This is a genomic window from Gordonia asplenii (genome assembly GCF_012933505.1).
Lineage (GTDB): Bacteria > Actinomycetota > Actinomycetes > Mycobacteriales > Mycobacteriaceae > Gordonia > Gordonia asplenii.
This window is the reverse complement of sequence record NZ_JABBNB010000038.1, coordinates 21843-38110: the sequence shown is the minus strand read 5'-3', so window position 1 is coordinate 38110 and position 16268 is coordinate 21843. Positions and strand designations below refer to the sequence as shown.

The following is a 16268-nucleotide window of genomic DNA, read 5'->3' as shown; positions in this document are numbered from 1 at the left end:
TCCTTGGATGGATGGTGTATTGGTACTCAGGCGGCGTGCGTGTGTAGCTGGGAAGTCTTTCCCCGGTAGTAGAGAAGCGGGCGGTTGTCGCTGAACTCGACGTCGGTGACCCGACCCAGCATCCCGAGGTGATCGCCTGCGGCGAAGACTCCTGCGTTTTCGCACAACACCGTGGCGACAGCGTCGGTGATGCGTGGGATTCCGTCGTGGTTCTTCCACTCGCCGAGCTCGAACTTCTCACCGTCGACTCGCGCGAATCCGTAGCAGATTTCCGCCTGATCCTCGGCGAGCACGTTGATGCAGAACTGCTCGCATTCGCGAAGCTCGGCGAACGTGGATGACCCGGAAAACGCGAAGAACGCGACCAGTGGTGGGTCGAGTGACACCGACGTCAGCGATCCGATGGTCATGCCGATCGGTCGACCCCCGTGCGAGGCCGTCACGACCGCGACGGAAGTGGGAACCCGGCCCATGGCGCGACGGACCGTCTCTGGAGTGACCTGGTTGTCGGGAGCTTGGCGGCGCTCGATGGTCGGGAAGGCGGTGATCATGTTGTCTCCTGTCGGATGATCGGCGGCGGCCTGAAGGGGTTGTGATGTGTATTTCCAGGCGTTCGAGCTGTGATCGATGTCTCTGCAACGAGCGTAAGGATCGCGTTATCTAGATGTCCAACACCTGTATGTTCCGTTATTGACCTCTTTTTTGTCTGTATCTAGGCTTGGTGTATGGAACTGCGGCATATCAGGTATTTCGTGACAGTCGTCGACGAGGGCAGCTTCACTCGCGCCGCGGAGCGACTGTCGGTCGCTCAGTCGCCGGTCTCACATCAGATCCGCAAACTCGAACGCGAACTGGGGGTGACGTTGCTCGAGCGCACGACGCGTACGATCGCGCTCACAGAGGCCGGTCGCGTGTTCTATGAGCGCTGCGTCCGGCTGCTTGCCGACAGCGACGACGCGATGGAATCCGCCCGGAAAGCCGACCGCGGCGAACTGGGCTCGCTCTCGCTAGGCTTCATCGGCTCGGCGACGTACGACTTGATGCCCAATCTCGTTCGCGCCCATCGTGAGCGCAATCCATTCGTCGAGCTCACCCTCCGCAGTGAGATGCTCAGTCCGGCTCAGGTCGATGCGCTTCTCGACGGAACCTTGTCCGTCGGCCTTCTCCGCCCGCCGGTGAAGTCACCGGAAATCGTGGTCGAACTCCTGAGAAACGAACCGCTGATGGTGGTTCTCCCTGTTCAGCATCCGCTGGCCACCTACACCGCGATCGACCTGCGTGACCTCGCCGACGAGACTTTCATCGGGTACTGCGCTCCGTCCACCATGTACGACACACTGATCGCGGCATGCGCACAAGAGGGATTCACGCCGACGATCGGGCAACAGGTCGCGGAGACAGCAACTCTTGTCGCGATGGTAGCCGCGGGGCTGGGCGTGTCCTTGGCACCTGAGTCGATCCGGCACCTTCGCATGAACGGGGTCACCTACCGTCCATTGCGTACGCCGCGAATCGCGGTACCGCTTGCCCTGGCATACCGCAAGGATGCCGTGGGGCCATTAATACACAACTATTTGGTCACCGCCCGCACTGTTCTGCGCAGCAAGAAGCTGATCGTCGACAGCCCACCTCCCGGCCGTGAGCTGAGCGCCTACATCGACACCGTGTGAACTGCTCTTCGGTGGTCGCGGTCCGATATCAGGTTGAGATGGTTTCTGCCGCAGCATTCTTGGCGACGTATGGGCCCGAATTTGCAGTGATGCAACGGGTTTCGCGCGATCCCCGCTTCACAGAGCCGCGTCGACCTCCGCGGCGGTGAGTGGAGTCGAGAACATCGGGTAGTCGTACTTGATGGCGTTGTCGTGCTCCTCGGCCGATGTCGCCGCGGTGCAGTCGGACAGCGTGATCACCCGGAAACCGTTCTCGTAGCCGGTGCGCATCGTCGACTCGACGCAACAGTTTGTCAGGAATCCGCCGAGGATGATTGTGTCGATTCCCTTGCTGCGCAAGATGAAGTCGAGGTTGGTGCTCGCAAAGGTGTCCAGGCCGCGTTTGCCTTCGATCAGGATGTCGCCGTCGGCGGGGGTGAGCGCGTCGACGATGGCGGCGCCCCATGATCCCTTGACGAAGGCGTTGCCGTCGACGACGCCCTTGAGAATTCCGTACGGATGGCGGGTCAATTCGCCGTAGCCGGGGGCGAAAGTGATCGGAGCGTGCATCACGGTGACGCCGGCCGCGCGGGCTTTCGCCGCGAGCGCGACCGTCTTGTCGAGCATCCCGGTACTGTCCATGACACCGGCCACGGCGTCGTGTAGAACACCTCCGGGAGAGGTGAATTCGTTCTGGAACTCGATGAGGACGAGTGCGGTCTTGGCGGGGTCGATGGTCAAGTCGGTCATGGAAACTCCAAACGTCGGATGGTCCTCGAAGCCATCTTCCATCCTCGTCGACGCTCCGTCAGCAGAACCCGCTAGGCGGGACTGATCCGAAATGCGCGGGGCGCGGGAATCGCCAGAGCCAGCGCGACCGCTGCCGCAGAAGCGACCAGGGAGATGCCGCTGGCCCACAGATAACCCGACTCGCTCGGCACCGACAGCGCGCCCTGCGGTGTGGCCACCCCGACCATCGACGCCGACAGAATCATGCCGGTCACCGCGGCCGACGACGATGTCCCGACGATACGCATCAACGCATTCAAGCCGTTGGCCTCGCCGGTCCGTTCGACGCGCACCGCCCGCATGATCAGCGCGGGCATCGCCGAATACGCGATGCCCAGGCCCGCGCCGATCAGCAACGACACCACGAGCATCATCCACCACGCCATCTCCCACGACCCGGCGACGGCGACGATGAACACCACGTACCCCGCGCCGATCACCACCGCGCCGATCCCCAGCGACGTCCGCGGGCCGAACATCACGTTCAGCCGGGCGCTCACGTGGGAGAACAGAAACATGCAGATGCCGCTGGGTGCGAGCACCAGACTCGCCATCAGCATGTCCAGTCCGAGACCGTTGGGGCTCGACGCCGGGGCCATCAACAGCTGAATGGGGATCAACTGCATCGAATAGAACGCGAATCCGATTGCGACAGAAGCGATATTGGTCAGCAGCACCGGGCGGCTCAGCGCGACGTCGAGGTCGATCAGTGCGTTGGCGCTGCGCCGCTCGACGATCCACCATCCGACGGCGATCACCGCGAATGCGCCGAACATGCCGAGCGTCGTCGGCGACGCCCACCCCCACGACGCGCCCTTCGACAGCGCGAGCAGCAGACAGGTCAGCATCGCTGCCAGTCCGAGCGCACCGGCGACGTCGAATCGTCCACCGGCCCGCGACGGCGTCTCGGGGACGTACGCGAGGATCCCCACACCGCCCAGCGCCCCCGCGGCCGCGCAGATCCAGAACAACGCCTGCCAGCTGAGATGCTGGGCGATCACCGCCGCGAACGGCAGTCCGAGCGCACCACCGACACCGAGCGACGCGCTCATCGTGCCGACCGCCGACCCGAGGCGGTTCGGCGGCACGATGTCGCGCATCACGCTGATCCCCAGTGCGATCGTGCCGAATCCGAGCCCCTGAAACGCACGGCCGATCAGGAACATCGGCAACGACGACGACAGTGCACACGTCGCAGATCCGATCAGCAGCGTCGCCATGCTGCCCAACAGCATGCGGCGTTTGCCGTACATGTCGCCGAGCCGCCCGGCGATAGGAGTGATCACCGCGCCGACGAGCAGGGTGATGGTCAGGGCCCACGTGGTGTTGTCGGGTGCGGCGTGCAGCATCGACGGCAGCTGCGGAATCAGCGGCACGATGATCGTCTGCATCAACGCGACGACGATGCCTGCGCCGCAGAGAACGGCCACCGCTGCTTGGGGATGATCGTCGACCGCCCCGCCCGGGGAATTCACGGGTAAAGTCACCTCTCCATTCGGTCGTGTCGTGTCGATGCGCGACAGATCGAAGTTATCAGGCGTTACCATCGTCGAACCGCCGCCGACTGGTGGTGTCAGGGTCTGGCGGACCGCTGAGACGACTTTCACCGCGCCACGTTTCGACCGCCCGGTGCCTGGGTAGTCTCTTCGACGCAGGCACGAGTTCACTCACGAGGCGGCAATGGAGAACCTGAACAGCGCAACCGCAGAAGCCACCGACACGATCGTCAGCGTCGTCGAACTGACGGTGCCGGCCCGGGTCGACAGACTCCCCATCGTGCGGGGACTCGTGGAGAACGTATTGCTCACCGACGACTTCGGGCTCGACACCGTCGCCGACTTGAAAGTCGGCGTGGATGAATCGTGCACCGAACTGATCGCTCTTGCCGACTCCGAGGCGGCGTCGTTGCACGTGGTCGTCACCACTGGGCCACAGCGTGTCCAGATCGAGGTCTGTTGTGCGGTGGGGGACTCGATGGTGGATGTGACGAGTTTCGGCTGGTACGTGATCGAATGCGTCGCCGACGACGTAAGCGTCGCGTACGCCCAGGGCGCCCGCGGCCGCGAGGCGCGGATAACGCTTACGACGGTCAGAGACTGACGGCGCCAGTGCCAAACACCCCACAAGCCGACGATTACGCCGTCGTGGCGGCCTTGCTCGCGAAAGCCGCGGCCGTCGACGATGCCACAGACCGAGCCGACCTGCGAGACGAGGCGATCGAACGCTGCCTTCCACTCGCCGAGCACATCGCCCGACGTTTCGCCGGCCGGGGAGAGCCGTTCGACGACCTCCTCCAGGTGGCGCGGGTCGGCGTCGTCAACGCGGTCGATCGCTTCGACCCGACGGTCGGCGCCGAGTTCCTGTCCTTCGCGGTGCCGACGGTGATGGGCGAGGTCCGGCGTCATTTCCGCGACAACACATGGTCGGTCCGCGTCAACCGTCGGGCCAAAGACATCGCCGCGGCCATCGCTCGCGGAACCGACGAACTCATCCAGCAATTGGGGCGCTCACCCAAGCCCAGCGAGCTCGCCACGCATCTGGACATGCCGGTCTCCGACGTGATCGACGGGCTGCTGGCGCGGTCGGCGCACTCGGCGTCGTCGATCGATTCACCGAATGCCGCCGCCGACGACGACGGGCGAACCCTGAAAGACACCCTGGGCGGAGAAGATCGGGAGATGTTGCGAATCGACGACTTCGTGACGCTGCGTCCAGCGATGGAGCAGTTGCCCGAGCGCGAGCGAAGGATCATCGCGCTGCGCTTCTTCGAGTCGAAGTCGCAGAGCGAGATCGCCGCCGAAGTGGGAATCTCCCAGATGCATGTGTCGCGGCTGCTGTCCAGCACGTTGCGTCGGCTGCGCAAGTCGGTGGCGGACGACCCGCCCGCGTAGGTGTCGTCCGCCGTAGCATTACAGTCGTAGATTGGGCTATTGTGTTGCGGCGCTGGGTTTTTGGTGGCTTAGCTGGCGCATCGTCGGCGTCCGCGTCGCGCGCTACTCGGCAATAGTGAAGACCGCAACGGCTACTATATTGCCTCACATTTGCACTATGCTGCACTATCATGGATGAAAGTGTGGAGGCTCTAGCGCTGGCGATCGGCGCACGGGTGAAGCAGGAACGAACTGTGCGCATGTGGACGCTTGATCAGCTCGCCGAACTCGCCGGGGTCAGCCGACGCATGGTCGTCAACGTCGAGCAGGGGGCCGTGAACCCCAGCGTGGGCACGTTGCTGCGGCTAAGTGATGCACTCGGGGTGGGCTTACCCGCTCTCGTGGAACCCCCCGCTCCGAAGGTGGCGAAGGTGACTCGCAGTGGTGATGGTGCGGTCTTGTGGACTGGCGAGCACGGCGGTCGTGGCGTGCTCGTGGCCGGCACCGAGCCGCCGGATGTCGTCGAGTTGTGGGACTGGACCCTGGGTCCTGGTGACAGTCATGTGAGTGAGGCCCACGTAGCGGGGACTCGTGAACTACTCCAGGTCCTGCGGGGCGCGATGACAGTGGAGGTTGATGGTCGAGCTCACGCACTCGGCGTCGGGGACGCACTGTCCTTCGCCGGCGATGTGGACCACGCATATGTCAATCCGAGCGACGACACACTGGCCCATTTCTCCCTAACCGTCTATGAGCCTGGGGTAGGAGATTCTCACCGAGCGGATTCCACCGATGTCTGAGATCCAGTCCCCTGACGCCATATCGGGCATTCCACCGTGGTTGATGGCGGTCGCCGCGATGATGTCGGTGCAGTTGTCCAACGCCCTGTCCGTACCGGTGATCGAACAGGTCGGACCGGCGGGTACCGCCTGGATGCGGATGTGCTTCGGGGTGGTGTTCCTGTGGTGCATCGCCCGACCAAATCTCCGCGCGCTGCGCCGCAACGACATCCCCGCACTGATCGCACTCGGCGTGGTCACCGGTTTCATGACAACGTTCTTCCTCGCCGCCGTCGAGCGCGTCCCACTCGGCACCGCCGTAGCGATCGAGTTCCTCGGACCGCTCACGGTCGCCGCAGTGATGAGCAAACAACGCAAAGCTCTCCTCTGGCCGCTGCTCGCCTTCGTCGGTGTGGTGCTGCTGACCGAACCCTGGAAGGGCAGTATCGACCTTGTCGGCGTCGGTTTCGCCGTCGCCGCGGGAACCTGCTGGGCCCTGTACAACCTGCTGACCCAGCACGTCGGCGACCGGTTCGCCGGCATCAGCGGATTGGCCCTGACGATCCCGGTCGCAGCGCTCGCGACCCTGCCGGTGGGCCTGCCCCAAGTCATCGCCGGCACTCTCACCTGGTGGGTTCTGCCCGCGGCCGCCACTATTGCACTCATCACGCCGGTCATCGCATTCGGCCTGGAAATGACGGCGCTACGCCGCATGACCCACACTGCGTTCGGCACTCTGCTGTCGATCGAACCCGCATTCGGCATCCTCATCGGGCTACTTGTACTGGCCCAGACCCCCACACCTCTACAAATCGCAGGCATAGCCCTCGTCGTCCTCGCCGGCGCCGCGGCCCAACGCGACGGCGACCGCACGGCCGACACCCTCGTGACCACAGAGATACCCGCATCCCCATCGAAGGAGAACACATGAACGCCAAGCCGAAATACAGCTCAACATTCATTTTCGAAATCGGCGAACTCACCGACGAATTCCACAATATCGACAGCGAGATCGCGCAGCGCGCCCGCCAAATCCCGGGCTTCCTCGGAGAGGAGGCATGGCACAACGAAGAAACCGGACTGCACGCCGAGGTCTATTACTGGAGCGACATGGCGGCACTGCGTCAACTCGTCGGTATGGACACCCACCGTCTGGCCAAGAGCCGTCACCAGGAATGGCTGGGTGAGTACCGCGTCGTCATCTCCGAGGTGCGCTCGATCTACGGCAACCCGATCCTCGGCCTCGAGCACCGACCGGAACCGGAGCCCTCATGAGCAACCTGTTCACCGGTCTATCCGCATTTCCGCTCACACCTCTCAACGACGACGCGCCGTCACCCGCGCCACAGATCTACCGGTCATCGTCTACGACAACCCCACCACCACCCACTTCACCTTCACCACCGAGCTCTACTCCCGCATCGCCGAACTGCCGGGAATCGCCTCGATCAAGATCCCCGGCGTCCCCGCCGACCCCGCCAAAGCCCGCGACCGCGTCGCGGCGATCCGCGCCACGATCCCCGAACACGTCACGCTCGGCATCTCCGGCGACGCCTTCGCCGCCGCCAGCCTCAACGCGGGCTGCGCCGCGTGGTACTCGGTCATCGGCGGGACACTGCCGGAGTCGGCCCTGGCCGTCACCCGCGCCGCACATCACGGCCGCCCAGCCGACGCAGTCAGCGAGTGCCCGTCCAACCCCTCACCCGCGAGCAGCGCTCCCGGATCTAAGACGTCGCGGACCGACTCGGCCTTGTCTAACATCACCACCACTGCGACGACGGCGATCCGACCCGCCGTACCGGTGTACTGGCGTTGCACCCCAACAGTTTTGGTGCCCTTCTTCAGATGCCCGGTCTCATCGACGACGAGGATGGCGTTTCTTCACAAGTCCCCAAATCAACACCACACCGCCACCGACCTACAGCTCTAGCACTAGTCTCGCCGACTCATTCCGACGCTGCCGCGGCCGCCTGCCGTTCGGTGTGAGTGCCGGCGTGGGTCAGGCCACCTGACGGGTTCTCCAGGTGTGCGCGGACGAACCACTGGAACTTCTCCAACTCTGCGGTCTGCCCGATCAGGATGTCCTCGGTCACGGGGTCGATCGGGCCGGTTCTGTCGATGGCGCCGCGATGCGACGCGATGAATCCGTTGTAGACGAGATCGAGTGCGGCCAAATGAGATTGGGCCGTGTCGCGTCCGATCGAGTAGTCGTCCCAGGTGCGCTCGCGCTCGATCGCGCGGGACGTTCCCTCCGGTGAGCCGCCGAGCGCGGCGATGCGTTCGGCCAGCGTGTCGGCGTAGCCGCGGACCAGTTCCACCTGCGGGTCGATCATCTGATGCACTCCGATGAAGTTGGGGCCCACCACATTCCAGTGAATGTGCTTGAGCGTGAGGTGCAGATCGTTGAGGGCGCTGAGTCGCTCCTGCAGTGTGTCGATGAGTTCTTTCGCGTCGGTGTCGGTGAGGCCGGGGGCGGTGAATGTCATGCCATGCTCCTTTGCGGTTGACTGTGCGAGTCGGTTACCCACCGGAGCCCGGTCCCAAACGATGTGCGGCACACCAGTCATGCGGCCAACCGTTCCGCCCACGTCACAGCGCCGCGTGACCGATCACTTCCGAACCGACCTTCTGCCGCTGCTCGCACAGTCGCCGATACAATCGTTCAGTTTCCAGCGCGACCTTCGACCAGCGGTATCGCTCGTCGGCGCGACGACGACCGGCGTCACCGTACGACCGCAGCCGGACATCGTCGGCCAACAACGAGCGCAACGTCTCGGCGAGCGCAGCGGGGTCGCGCGGCGGTACCAGCTCTCCGGTGACCCCGGGAACCACCGTGTCGAGGATCCCACCCACGGCAGAGGCCACCACCGCGGTGCCGGCCGCCATCGCTTCCAGCGGCACGACGCCGAACGGTTCATACCACGGCACACATGCCACGACGTCGGCGTCGGCGAGGATCGCCGGCATCGCCGAGTGGGCGACGGACCCGACGAAGTGGACCCGATCGCTCACCGAATACTCTGCGGCACAACGAATCAAGTGTGCCGCCTCCGGGTCGTCGGACACTGATCCCGCCGACGAGCCGCCAACGACGATCAGCTCTGCATCGGGAATGTCGGCAAGCGCCGCCAGCACCGTCGCGAGCCCCTTCCGCGGAGTCATGTTGCCTACGGTCGCGATCCGACGGCGCTGCCCACGCGGTGGCAGCATCTCTCGCGGCAGCTGATCCTGCGGTTGGCCGTTGCCGAACTCGTCGACGTCGACGCCGCTCGGGATGAGCTTCACTCGCCTCGTCGACACACCCAGGTCGTGCAGTTCGCGCACCTCGTCGGTGCACGTCGCGACGATCGCGGTTGCGCGTCTGCCGATCACGGTCTCCAACGGAATGCGTTGTGTCGGACTGGTATCGGCCGAGCCGAGGAAGCGGCGTTCGACCGAGCCCAGTGCGTGGAAGGTCACGACGACGGGTAGTCGCTCGGGAAACGCCGCGAGTTCTGAGGCGATCGCCGACATCCAATAGTGAGCGTGCACGACATCCGGTCGATCGATCGCGAACGCCGCGGACAGGCCGTCGATCAGGATGTCCAGGTAGTCGTAGACCTCGTCCTTCGGAATGCGTTCGGGCGGCCCGGCGTCGATGCGCACCACCCGATAGCCCTCCGGCGCCACCCGTGTGCGCGGCCCGGCGCAGTCGCGGCGGGTGTAGACCGTGACATCGTGGCCGCGCCTGGTCAAGGCCGCTGACAGCCCGGCGACATGGACGTTCTGACCGCCACGGTCGGGACCGACGATGTCGGCGAGCGGATCGGCGTGTTCGGAGACCATCGCGATCTTCATGGCTCGCTCCTCGTCTGTTGTGAGGCATTGTGAATACCCCGATGAGCCGGCTTTGAAACCAAGCGGCATCGAAACCAGGACCGGACTGATCCGGGTATTCGTCGACTGTGTCCTCTGCCACAAGAGGTTTGAGGCGCGAGCCGTTCGGCTACCCCGACTACGACGGCAACCAAGTCCGTCGATCACACACCACGAACTCGAAAGGAGCGAAGTCGCTCATGGCTGAGAACAACGGACCCGGCGAGACGATCAGGGGAACGGTCGAGGACGTGAAAGGCAAAGTCAAGGAGGCGGTCGGAAATGTGACCGGTCGTTCTGATCTTGCCGAGGAAGGTCGGGCCCAGCAGGAGAAGGGCCAGGCAACCCGGGAAGCCGGCAAGAACGAAGTCAAGGCCGACGCCGATCGTGCACACGCCGAGGCCGCAGAGAAGCGGCAGCAGGCGCACCAGCAGTAGGCGTCACACAATTGCGGGCCTCGCCGGTCGAACCGGCGGGGCCCGCAATCAGTCGTCGGGGCCGCACGCCTCATGCGCGGTGAGCAGAAGGTGGTCGAAGCGCGCCCGCGTCTCGCTCGACGGCGTCACTGTCGAGAAGGCGTCGCAGAGGGCCGACGCGAGGTCTCGGATCTTCGTATTCGTCTCCTGCGATCTCCAGACCAACAGGTCGAACGCGCGTTGGTCATCGAGCTGGTAGATGAAGCGAATCACCCCTTTCGCCTGTTCTATCAGCATCCGGCGATCGAATATCTCATCGACGTCACCGATCAGCGGTGGCTCGTCGAGTGAGATGTAATAACCGGACGTGCCGATCACGGCGTCACCGTCGGTCATCGTGTCCGCGACGACGATCACCTGGACGATGGCCCCGTTGACGTCGACGATCCGATGTTTGCCGCTGAACGGTTCGCGGCCGAACCGAACTCGGTGGATCAGGTCGGCGACCCGGGCGCGATCATCAGGGTGTTTGTGGCGCAGCAGAAGTTCGGTGGACAGTGAGACCGCCGCGGCGGACTCGTAGCCATGGATGCGGGCCAATTCGTCGGACCACTCCCAGCGGTCGCCCTCGGCGAAGTACATGAAACGGCCAGTGCGGAATCCTCCATTCGAAGTCGGTTCTGTTCCAAGTGTCATCCAGGCCCCTTCGGCGATGAGTGCGTCGTCCCGGATGGGATCGCATGCGACAGTGCGAAGCTACGGCTATCACGGGCGTACGTCTTCACCCCTAAGGGGGTAGCGAAGGCGTTGGCGGGGTGTCGTGAAAGTGCGGTGAATTGCGGCAGTCGCGTCCTTTTATTCGTTGTCGTGTGCGTTCAGCAACAGGTGGTCGAATTGAGAGCGGGTTTGCGGGGTGATCTCGATAGATCCGAGCTCATCGCAGATCGCTCGTGCGAGATCGCGAATTTTCACATTGGTCTCCTGGGAGCGCCACGTGAGCAAGTCGAAAGCCTGCGAGTCGGTGAGGCGATACACCAACCGCAACGCCCCTTTTGCTTGTTCGATGTCCGCGCGGTGGTCGACGACTTCGTCTATGCGGTCGGTGACCGATTCGCGCAGTTGAGCCTCGAATTCGTTGCTGGCCTTGGTAAGTGCTCCCGGGGCTTGCAACACGAGATAGTAACCCGACGTCCCGATTCGCCGTTTTGCGTCGTCGACGAACGTATCAGCGACGACCGCCACCGGTACAACGGTACCGTCGACGCGCACGATTCGATGCAAGCTGCTGAATGATTTGTGACCATTGCGAATAGATTGAATGAGTTCGTCGACGCGGGCCTTGTCATCAGGGTGTTTGTGTTCTAGGACGAGTTGCGTCGTCGGCGTCACTTCGCTTGTCCCCGCATACCCGTGAATGCGCGCGAGTTCATCGGACCACACCCAGCGATCCTCATCGAAGTAGTACCAAAACTGCCCGATCTCGAATGTGGAATCAGAAAGGGTGTTCTCGATCGACTGACTCTCGGTCACTCGGTCGATATTACCGAGTCGGGGTGCTCACGTTTGGCTGTCGGGCCGACTGGGTACTCGTCTGGCGCGCCGACTGGAGGAGGAAGTGAGCCTACGTGAACAGCTTGCCGGGTGCCCCGCGATTGAACCCCATCACGTCCGACCGCGATGAGGTGCGCTGGAACGGGCAGGCGCGTGGGGAGACGGAAGTGCAACGGCTCGACCGCAACTGGGGATCACTCGTTCAGGAACTGCGTGTTCTGCAGACCGGCGTGCAGTTGCTGGCCGGATTCTTGATGATCGTGCCGTTTCAGGCGGGCTTCGCGGAGCTGGATGACGGGGGACACGTCGTCTACTTCGTCACCGTGTCCGCGGCCGTGCTCGCGATCGTGTTCCTGCTTGCGCCGATCTCCATGCACCGCTTTCTCTTTCGGCGGCATCGGCTGGCGGTGGTGGTCACCGCCGCACATCGCTACGTTCTGCTCGGACTGGCGATGGTCGGGGTCGCAACGACGGGTGCGCTGGTCATGGTCGCGCTGGCCGCTACGCATTCGGTGTGGGCGGCCGCGGGGGCGGGGGCCTCGATAGCGGTGCTGATCGCAGTTCTCTGGGGGTGGATACCGCTTCGTGTCACTCGCCGACTGACTGACGAGCGCAGCGCCCCTCCCACTCGGTGACCACGATGGAGCGTAGAGCGGCCACGGTCGGGCCACGCCAAGTGTGCGACGCGGCCCGACCTGGCAACTAAGCTGGCGCGATGCCTCCGACGGCGTCGAAAGCCGTTGGCAACCAATCGAATACGGGAATGAGGCCGTCGAGTCCGGTGCGTTGCAAAGGTCGCCTGACCGCGCGGCCCCCGCTCACCGCCAACGCTCCACCCGAGTTCGTCACGTAACGAGCGGTGTTGTGCAGGGCGGCGATACCGTCCACGCTCAGGAAGTCGACGTCGGACATGTCGAGCACCAGCCGCCCCGTTCCCGCCGCACAGGCGGCGGCGAGATGCCCGGTGAAGTCGCCGACACTCACAGCATCGATCGACCCGGAGATGGTCGCTAAGGTGATCCCGTCAACGTCGACTACCACCGCCTGGCAGTTGCCGGCGCGTACCTGCGCGGTTGCAAACGCGTCCTCGGGTGGAACCTCTTGTTCAGGGACTGCTGAGAGAAAATTTGCCACGGTAACTCCCGTTAAGCAGCGGCCGAGCCGCCAGGACGGCTGTTGTGTCAACCGTGTTCTCGAGCCTAGCAACCGTTTGAGTCACTGGCTAGGCCGACGATGTTTCGGCGGGTCGTCGGATGGGTACTTCTCGCAGGTGAGTACCGATTGAAAGCTGGTTGAGTGAAATGAATCGATTCGAAGCCACCGCGCCCCGAGCTGACACCGGCCCGGTGCCCGTCCCGCGCCCGACGCCTCCGATGCCGACGCCCGAACCCGCTGTACCTGTGCCCGACCCGCCGGCGCCCCCGCCGCCCCCGCGGCCACCCGACCCGGGGGTGCCGGTTCCCGACCCCGGAATTCCTGACCCGGTAATTCCCGACCCCGGAGCACCAAATCCCGATCCGCCACCACGCCCGGTCGTCATTTAGAAACAGGTTGCCGCCGACCATGTTTCATCGGTCGGTGGCGTCGTCTCCGTCGGCTCGTCCGTGGTAGCGCGCTTCGTAGTCTGCGGCCTCCTCGTCGGTGACCGCGGGCTGCAACGGGTCTTGCTCCGGCCGATTGTCGGGGTCTCGGCGGACCAGCAGCCGCCTGCTCACCGTCAGCGACGCCAGACTGATGATCACCATCACGACTGCGGCGGTCCCCGCCCACATCGTGCCTCGGTGATCGCCGGCGGCCATCCCTATCCACAGCACCACGAGCGCCACGGCCACAAGAAGTGTGACGTAGCCCCAGAGGCCCAGTGCCTTGGCGAATCGCATGTCATTCACCCCCGGCGGGTGCGGTCTGATTCCAGAACGCACTATTGGTCGTTTCGGACCGGTCGGCCACGTCGGTGACACCCATTTGGCGGGCACAGTGTGCGCAGCAGAAGTGCACGCCGTCGCATTCCACGCCGTGCCCGATGATGCGGCAGGAGCAGTGTGCGCAGCGGGGCGCGAGCGCGGAGATCGCACATTCGAAACTGTCGAAGATCCCGACGGTCGCATCCGCCCCGGAGCCGATCTCGATGGTCATGGTGTGCGGGTATTCGTTCCCGCACACGTCGCATTCCGGCATCAAAGCCTCCTCGTCGACACGACGTTCGTGTCGATGACGAGTACCCGCGGCGACGGGGGTCAAACATCGTCGCGGTGTCGACAGCGGCGGCTCAGCGCGGAATGCGCATCGCCCGCAACGACGCTTCCGGGTCGGGGGCCAGCCCGATGCGGTCCCACGGCAGACTCACGTCGAGCACCGCGTACGCCGACGTCGGGAATCGCTCGATGTAGCAGAGCGGATCGAGCTCGAGTGCCGTCTCCGGCATGCCGGGCTCGTGGCCGACGACGAGCACTGTCGTCGCGTCGTCGGGCGCATGAACCCGCAGCGCCTCGAAGATGTCGTCGGGGGTGCCACCGTAGATCTCGTCCAGAAAGATCGTCGACGCCGCGTCGATCTCGGTGCGCTGCAGGGTCTCCCGCGTCCGCGTGGCCGTCGAACACAGCACCGCGTCGACGGCGAGTCCGTCGCGTGCCATCCATTCGCCCGCCAGCTCCGCCTCGCGTCTCCCGCGCTCGGCGAGCGGACGCTCGTGGTCGGTGACGCCGGGCGGATATCCTGACTTTCCGTGGCGCATGAGAATCAATGTGCGTGCAGTCATTTCGAGTTGTACCCCTGGCTCGTTGAAGGCTCGCCATTACATTCGCACCAATTCAAAACCTGTGCCACCCCAAGCCCACTCACTAGCGTCGCCTGCCATGACCACAACGATCTCCGCGACCCATCCGCTCCCGTCCGCCGACCTGCCGCTCAATGCCATCACCGCGGCCACCGCGGCCGCGGTGGAGGCCAATGTCGCCAACGCGAACGTCGTCTTCAGCGCTGCTGCGCAACCGCGGGGTACCGTCGGCAGCGACGTCACGCTCGGCACCTTCCAGGTCGCGGTCGACGAACCGCCGGCGCTCGGCGGCGAGCACTCGGCGCCCAATCCGGTCGAGTTCTATCTCGCCTCGCTGTTGTCGTGCCAGGTCGTCACCTACCGCTTCTGGGCTCAGCGCCTGGGGATCCGTGTCGACTCGCTGTCCGCCCGCGCCGAAGGAGATCTGGACGTCCGCGGATTCTTCGGTCTCGACGACGCCGTGCGGCCGGGATACACCGAGGTACGCGTCATCGTCGACGTCGCCGGGCCGGAAACCGACGAGCGTTACCGCGAACTGCAGGAGGTGGTCGACGCACACTGCCCGGTGCTCGATCTCACGCTCAACCCGACACCGGTGGTCACGACGCTGAACGTCGGATCGGCCTGATTCACCAACGATAATTAGTCCGGTTCGATTGCGTAGCACCCAGCGTCGGCCGTTAACGTTGTCGACGTGGAAACCTGGGTTCCGGCCGTTCTCGCGGTGAGCGCTGCGCTGCTCATCGCGGGCGGCACGGTCCTTCGGCAGCGTGCCTCGGCGTCGTCGGGTGCCATCACGCGGGGTTGGTGGGTGGGGGCCATCATCGCGATCGCGGGCTTTACGCTGCAGGCCGCGGCTCTGGGGTTGGGGACGATTCTGCTGGTCCAGCCGCTGGTCGTGCTGGCGGTGCTGTTCTCGCTCCCGTTCGAGGCGTGGGCCGATCATCGCCATCCCAAACTCGGGGAGTGGGCGTGGGGCGGCGTCCTGGTGGCGTGCGTCGTCACCTTCCTGCTGGTCGCCCGGCCGACGTCGTCATTGCGACGCCCCGACCTCACCCTCATCGCGGTGACGGTCGTGTCGGTGATCGGGGTGGTGATCGCATTCGTGCTGATCGCCGAACGGTCCAGCCCGCACTATCGGGCCCTGTTCTACGGGTTGACCGCCGGTGTGCTGTTCGGGGTGTCGGCGCTGCTCATCAAGACCGTCATCTATCAGGCGGTCCACTTTCCGATCGGGATGTTCCGCCACCCCGAGGTCTACCTGTTGGTGATCGTCATCGTCGGGGCCATCGGCGCCCAGCAACGGGGGTTCGGCGCGGGCGACCTGCAGACGTCGTTCCCGGCGATGGTGGTGATGGAGCCGGTGGTGTCGATGATCCTCGGTATCGTGCTGCTGGGGGAGAACGTGAAAGTGAGCACCAAGACGGCGCTGTTTCTCGGCATCATTCTGGCCATCCTGGCGCGCTCGGTGGTCGAGTTGGCCAAGCATTCCGCGGTGCGCGGGCAAACCCTCAAGGCCGACCCGGCCCCAGACAGCGACGACGCCGACAGCAAAGAACCCGCCCCCGACCCTGGGTCGTGAG

At 64.6% G+C, this 16268-nt stretch carries 21 protein-coding genes and 2 pseudogenes; 11 read left to right on the top strand and 12 right to left on the bottom strand.

Features of this window, described 5'->3' with window-relative positions:
- Nucleotides 1-26 precede the first annotated feature (26 nt).
- A complete protein-coding gene (locus tag HH308_RS25770; RefSeq protein WP_170197137.1) occupies nucleotides 27-551 on the bottom strand; it encodes a flavin reductase family protein in 525 nt (174 codons plus the stop codon).
- A gap of 174 nt (nucleotides 552-725) precedes the next feature.
- Between HH308_RS25770 and HH308_RS25765 the strand changes: the two genes are divergently transcribed.
- On the top strand, nucleotides 726-1670 hold the full coding sequence (locus tag HH308_RS25765; protein WP_170197136.1) for a LysR family transcriptional regulator: 945 nt from the start codon (nucleotides 726-728) through the stop codon (nucleotides 1668-1670).
- 117 nt (nucleotides 1671-1787) lie between these two features.
- On the opposite strand, the gene HH308_RS25760 is transcribed toward HH308_RS25765, so the two are convergent.
- Nucleotides 1788-2399: a cysteine hydrolase family protein gene (locus tag HH308_RS25760; RefSeq protein ID WP_170197135.1), complete on the bottom strand. Its 612-nt coding sequence runs from the start codon at nucleotides 2397-2399 to the stop codon at nucleotides 1788-1790.
- Nucleotides 2400-2470: 71 nt separating this feature from the next.
- Nucleotides 2471-3985: an MFS transporter gene (locus HH308_RS25755; protein ID WP_170197134.1), complete on the bottom strand. Its 1515-nt coding sequence runs from the start codon at nucleotides 3983-3985 to the stop codon at nucleotides 2471-2473.
- Nucleotides 3986-4118: 133 nt separating this feature from the next.
- Between HH308_RS25755 and HH308_RS25750 the strand changes: the two genes are divergently transcribed.
- The 6 genes and pseudogenes from HH308_RS25750 to HH308_RS30585 all read left to right on the top strand — a co-directional run.
- Nucleotides 4119-4538: an ATP-binding protein gene (locus tag HH308_RS25750; protein WP_170197133.1), complete on the top strand. Its 420-nt coding sequence runs from the start codon at nucleotides 4119-4121 to the stop codon at nucleotides 4536-4538.
- Between the two features lie 8 nt (nucleotides 4539-4546).
- On the top strand, nucleotides 4547-5329 hold the full coding sequence (locus HH308_RS25745; protein WP_312870855.1) for a SigB/SigF/SigG family RNA polymerase sigma factor: 783 nt from the start codon (nucleotides 4547-4549) through the stop codon (nucleotides 5327-5329).
- 170 nt (nucleotides 5330-5499) lie between these two features.
- Nucleotides 5500-6108 carry a helix-turn-helix domain-containing protein gene (locus HH308_RS25740; protein ID WP_170197131.1) on the top strand — a complete coding sequence of 203 codons (609 nt, stop codon included), beginning with the start codon at nucleotides 5500-5502 and terminating at the stop codon, nucleotides 6106-6108.
- Nucleotides 6101-7018, top strand: coding sequence for an EamA family transporter (locus tag HH308_RS25735; RefSeq protein ID WP_211188856.1), 918 nt, complete (start codon nucleotides 6101-6103; stop codon nucleotides 7016-7018). Before HH308_RS25740 ends, HH308_RS25735 begins: the two co-directional genes overlap by 8 nt.
- Nucleotides 7015-7362, top strand: coding sequence for an antibiotic biosynthesis monooxygenase family protein (locus HH308_RS25730; RefSeq protein ID WP_170197130.1), 348 nt, complete (start codon nucleotides 7015-7017; stop codon nucleotides 7360-7362). The genes HH308_RS25735 and HH308_RS25730 overlap by 4 nt, the downstream gene beginning before the upstream one ends.
- Nucleotides 7271-7702 (top strand): annotated as a pseudogene (locus HH308_RS30585) (dihydrodipicolinate synthase family protein); the annotation flags it as partial. The gene HH308_RS25730 and the pseudogene HH308_RS30585, both read left to right, overlap by 92 nt.
- A 163-nt stretch (nucleotides 7703-7865) precedes the next feature.
- On the opposite strand, the pseudogene HH308_RS30745 reads toward HH308_RS30585, so the two are convergent.
- The 3 genes and pseudogenes from HH308_RS30745 to HH308_RS25710 form a co-directional block, all read right to left on the bottom strand.
- Nucleotides 7866-7962, bottom strand: a pseudogene (locus HH308_RS30745) (transposase); the annotation flags it as partial.
- A gap of 71 nt (nucleotides 7963-8033) precedes the next feature.
- Entirely contained in the window at nucleotides 8034-8573 is a 540-nt protein-coding gene (locus tag HH308_RS25715; RefSeq protein ID WP_170197129.1) for a Dps family protein, read from the bottom strand.
- A gap of 103 nt (nucleotides 8574-8676) precedes the next feature.
- Complete coding sequence (locus HH308_RS25710) at nucleotides 8677-9924, bottom strand: glycosyltransferase (RefSeq protein WP_170197128.1); 1248 nt, start codon at nucleotides 9922-9924, stop codon at nucleotides 8677-8679.
- 218 nt (nucleotides 9925-10142) lie between these two features.
- Between HH308_RS25710 and mbp1 the strand changes: the two genes are divergently transcribed.
- Nucleotides 10143-10379, top strand: coding sequence for a microaggregate-binding protein 1 (mbp1, locus tag HH308_RS25705; RefSeq protein ID WP_170197127.1), 237 nt, complete (start codon nucleotides 10143-10145; stop codon nucleotides 10377-10379).
- 48 nt (nucleotides 10380-10427) lie between these two features.
- Here mbp1 and HH308_RS25700 read toward each other — a convergent pair whose 3' ends face one another.
- Together HH308_RS25700 and HH308_RS30580 are read right to left on the bottom strand one after the other, a co-directional pair.
- Nucleotides 10428-11054, bottom strand: coding sequence for a PAS and ANTAR domain-containing protein (locus HH308_RS25700; protein WP_170197126.1), 627 nt, complete (start codon nucleotides 11052-11054; stop codon nucleotides 10428-10430).
- A 159-nt stretch (nucleotides 11055-11213) separates the two neighbouring features.
- Nucleotides 11214-11888 (bottom strand): PAS and ANTAR domain-containing protein, encoded by a 675-nt coding sequence (locus tag HH308_RS30580; protein WP_170197125.1) that lies wholly within the window; start codon nucleotides 11886-11888, stop codon nucleotides 11214-11216.
- Between the two features lie 95 nt (nucleotides 11889-11983).
- On the opposite strand from HH308_RS30580, the gene HH308_RS25690 reads away from it, so the two are divergent.
- The gene (locus HH308_RS25690; RefSeq protein WP_170197124.1) at nucleotides 11984-12544 is read left to right on the top strand and encodes a DUF6328 family protein; all 561 of its coding nucleotides are present in this window, start codon (nucleotides 11984-11986) and stop codon (nucleotides 12542-12544) included.
- Between the two features lie 67 nt (nucleotides 12545-12611).
- On the opposite strand, the gene HH308_RS25685 is transcribed toward HH308_RS25690, so the two are convergent.
- From HH308_RS25685 to HH308_RS25670, 4 genes are all read right to left on the bottom strand, one after another.
- Nucleotides 12612-13043: an STAS domain-containing protein gene (locus HH308_RS25685; RefSeq protein WP_170197123.1), complete on the bottom strand. Its 432-nt coding sequence runs from the start codon at nucleotides 13041-13043 to the stop codon at nucleotides 12612-12614.
- A gap of 434 nt (nucleotides 13044-13477) precedes the next feature.
- Entirely contained in the window at nucleotides 13478-13789 is a 312-nt protein-coding gene (locus HH308_RS25680; protein ID WP_170197122.1) for a hypothetical protein, read from the bottom strand.
- Between the two features lies 1 nt (nucleotide 13790).
- The gene (locus tag HH308_RS25675; RefSeq protein ID WP_170197121.1) at nucleotides 13791-14087 is read right to left on the bottom strand and encodes a metallothionein; all 297 of its coding nucleotides are present in this window, start codon (nucleotides 14085-14087) and stop codon (nucleotides 13791-13793) included.
- A gap of 91 nt (nucleotides 14088-14178) precedes the next feature.
- Nucleotides 14179-14667 carry a SixA phosphatase family protein gene (locus HH308_RS25670; RefSeq protein ID WP_170197120.1) on the bottom strand — a complete coding sequence of 163 codons (489 nt, stop codon included), beginning with the start codon at nucleotides 14665-14667 and terminating at the stop codon, nucleotides 14179-14181.
- Between the two features lie 97 nt (nucleotides 14668-14764).
- Between HH308_RS25670 and HH308_RS25665 the strand changes: the two genes are divergently transcribed.
- The gene (locus tag HH308_RS25665; protein WP_170197119.1) at nucleotides 14765-15313 is read left to right on the top strand and encodes an OsmC family protein; all 549 of its coding nucleotides are present in this window, start codon (nucleotides 14765-14767) and stop codon (nucleotides 15311-15313) included.
- Nucleotides 15314-15379: 66 nt separating this feature from the next.
- Nucleotides 15380-16267 carry a DMT family transporter gene (locus HH308_RS25660; RefSeq protein ID WP_170197118.1) on the top strand — a complete coding sequence of 296 codons (888 nt, stop codon included), beginning with the start codon at nucleotides 15380-15382 and terminating at the stop codon, nucleotides 16265-16267.
- Nucleotide 16268: the final 1 nt, after the last annotated feature.

Bases quoted from the DNA above. Each gene is read 5' to 3' on its own strand.
- HH308_RS25770 (WP_170197137.1), bottom strand. From the start codon at position 551: ATGATCACCGCCTTCCCGACCATCGAGCGCCGCCAAGCTCCCGACAAC.
- HH308_RS25765 (WP_170197136.1), top strand. From the start codon at position 726: ATGGAACTGCGGCATATCAGGTATTTCGTGACAGTCGTCGACGAGGGC.
- HH308_RS25760 (WP_170197135.1), bottom strand. From the start codon at position 2,399: ATGACCGACTTGACCATCGACCCCGCCAAGACCGCACTCGTCCTCATC.
- HH308_RS25755 (WP_170197134.1), bottom strand. From the start codon at position 3,985: ATGGTAACGCCTGATAACTTCGATCTGTCGCGCATCGACACGACACGA.
- HH308_RS25750 (WP_170197133.1), top strand. From the start codon at position 4,119: ATGGAGAACCTGAACAGCGCAACCGCAGAAGCCACCGACACGATCGTC.
- HH308_RS25740 (WP_170197131.1), top strand. From the start codon at position 5,500: ATGGATGAAAGTGTGGAGGCTCTAGCGCTGGCGATCGGCGCACGGGTG.
- HH308_RS25735 (WP_211188856.1), top strand. From the start codon at position 6,101: ATGTCTGAGATCCAGTCCCCTGACGCCATATCGGGCATTCCACCGTGG.
- HH308_RS25730 (WP_170197130.1), top strand. From the start codon at position 7,015: ATGAACGCCAAGCCGAAATACAGCTCAACATTCATTTTCGAAATCGGC.
- HH308_RS25715 (WP_170197129.1), bottom strand. From the start codon at position 8,573: ATGACATTCACCGCCCCCGGCCTCACCGACACCGACGCGAAAGAACTC.
- HH308_RS25710 (WP_170197128.1), bottom strand. From the start codon at position 9,924: ATGAAGATCGCGATGGTCTCCGAACACGCCGATCCGCTCGCCGACATC.
- mbp1 (WP_170197127.1), top strand. From the start codon at position 10,143: ATGGCTGAGAACAACGGACCCGGCGAGACGATCAGGGGAACGGTCGAG.
- HH308_RS25700 (WP_170197126.1), bottom strand. From the start codon at position 11,054: ATGACACTTGGAACAGAACCGACTTCGAATGGAGGATTCCGCACTGGC.
- HH308_RS25680 (WP_170197122.1), bottom strand. From the start codon at position 13,789: ATGCGATTCGCCAAGGCACTGGGCCTCTGGGGCTACGTCACACTTCTT.
- HH308_RS25675 (WP_170197121.1), bottom strand. From the start codon at position 14,087: ATGCCGGAATGCGACGTGTGCGGGAACGAATACCCGCACACCATGACC.
- HH308_RS25670 (WP_170197120.1), bottom strand. From the start codon at position 14,667: ATGACTGCACGCACATTGATTCTCATGCGCCACGGAAAGTCAGGATAT.
- HH308_RS25665 (WP_170197119.1), top strand. From the start codon at position 14,765: ATGACCACAACGATCTCCGCGACCCATCCGCTCCCGTCCGCCGACCTG.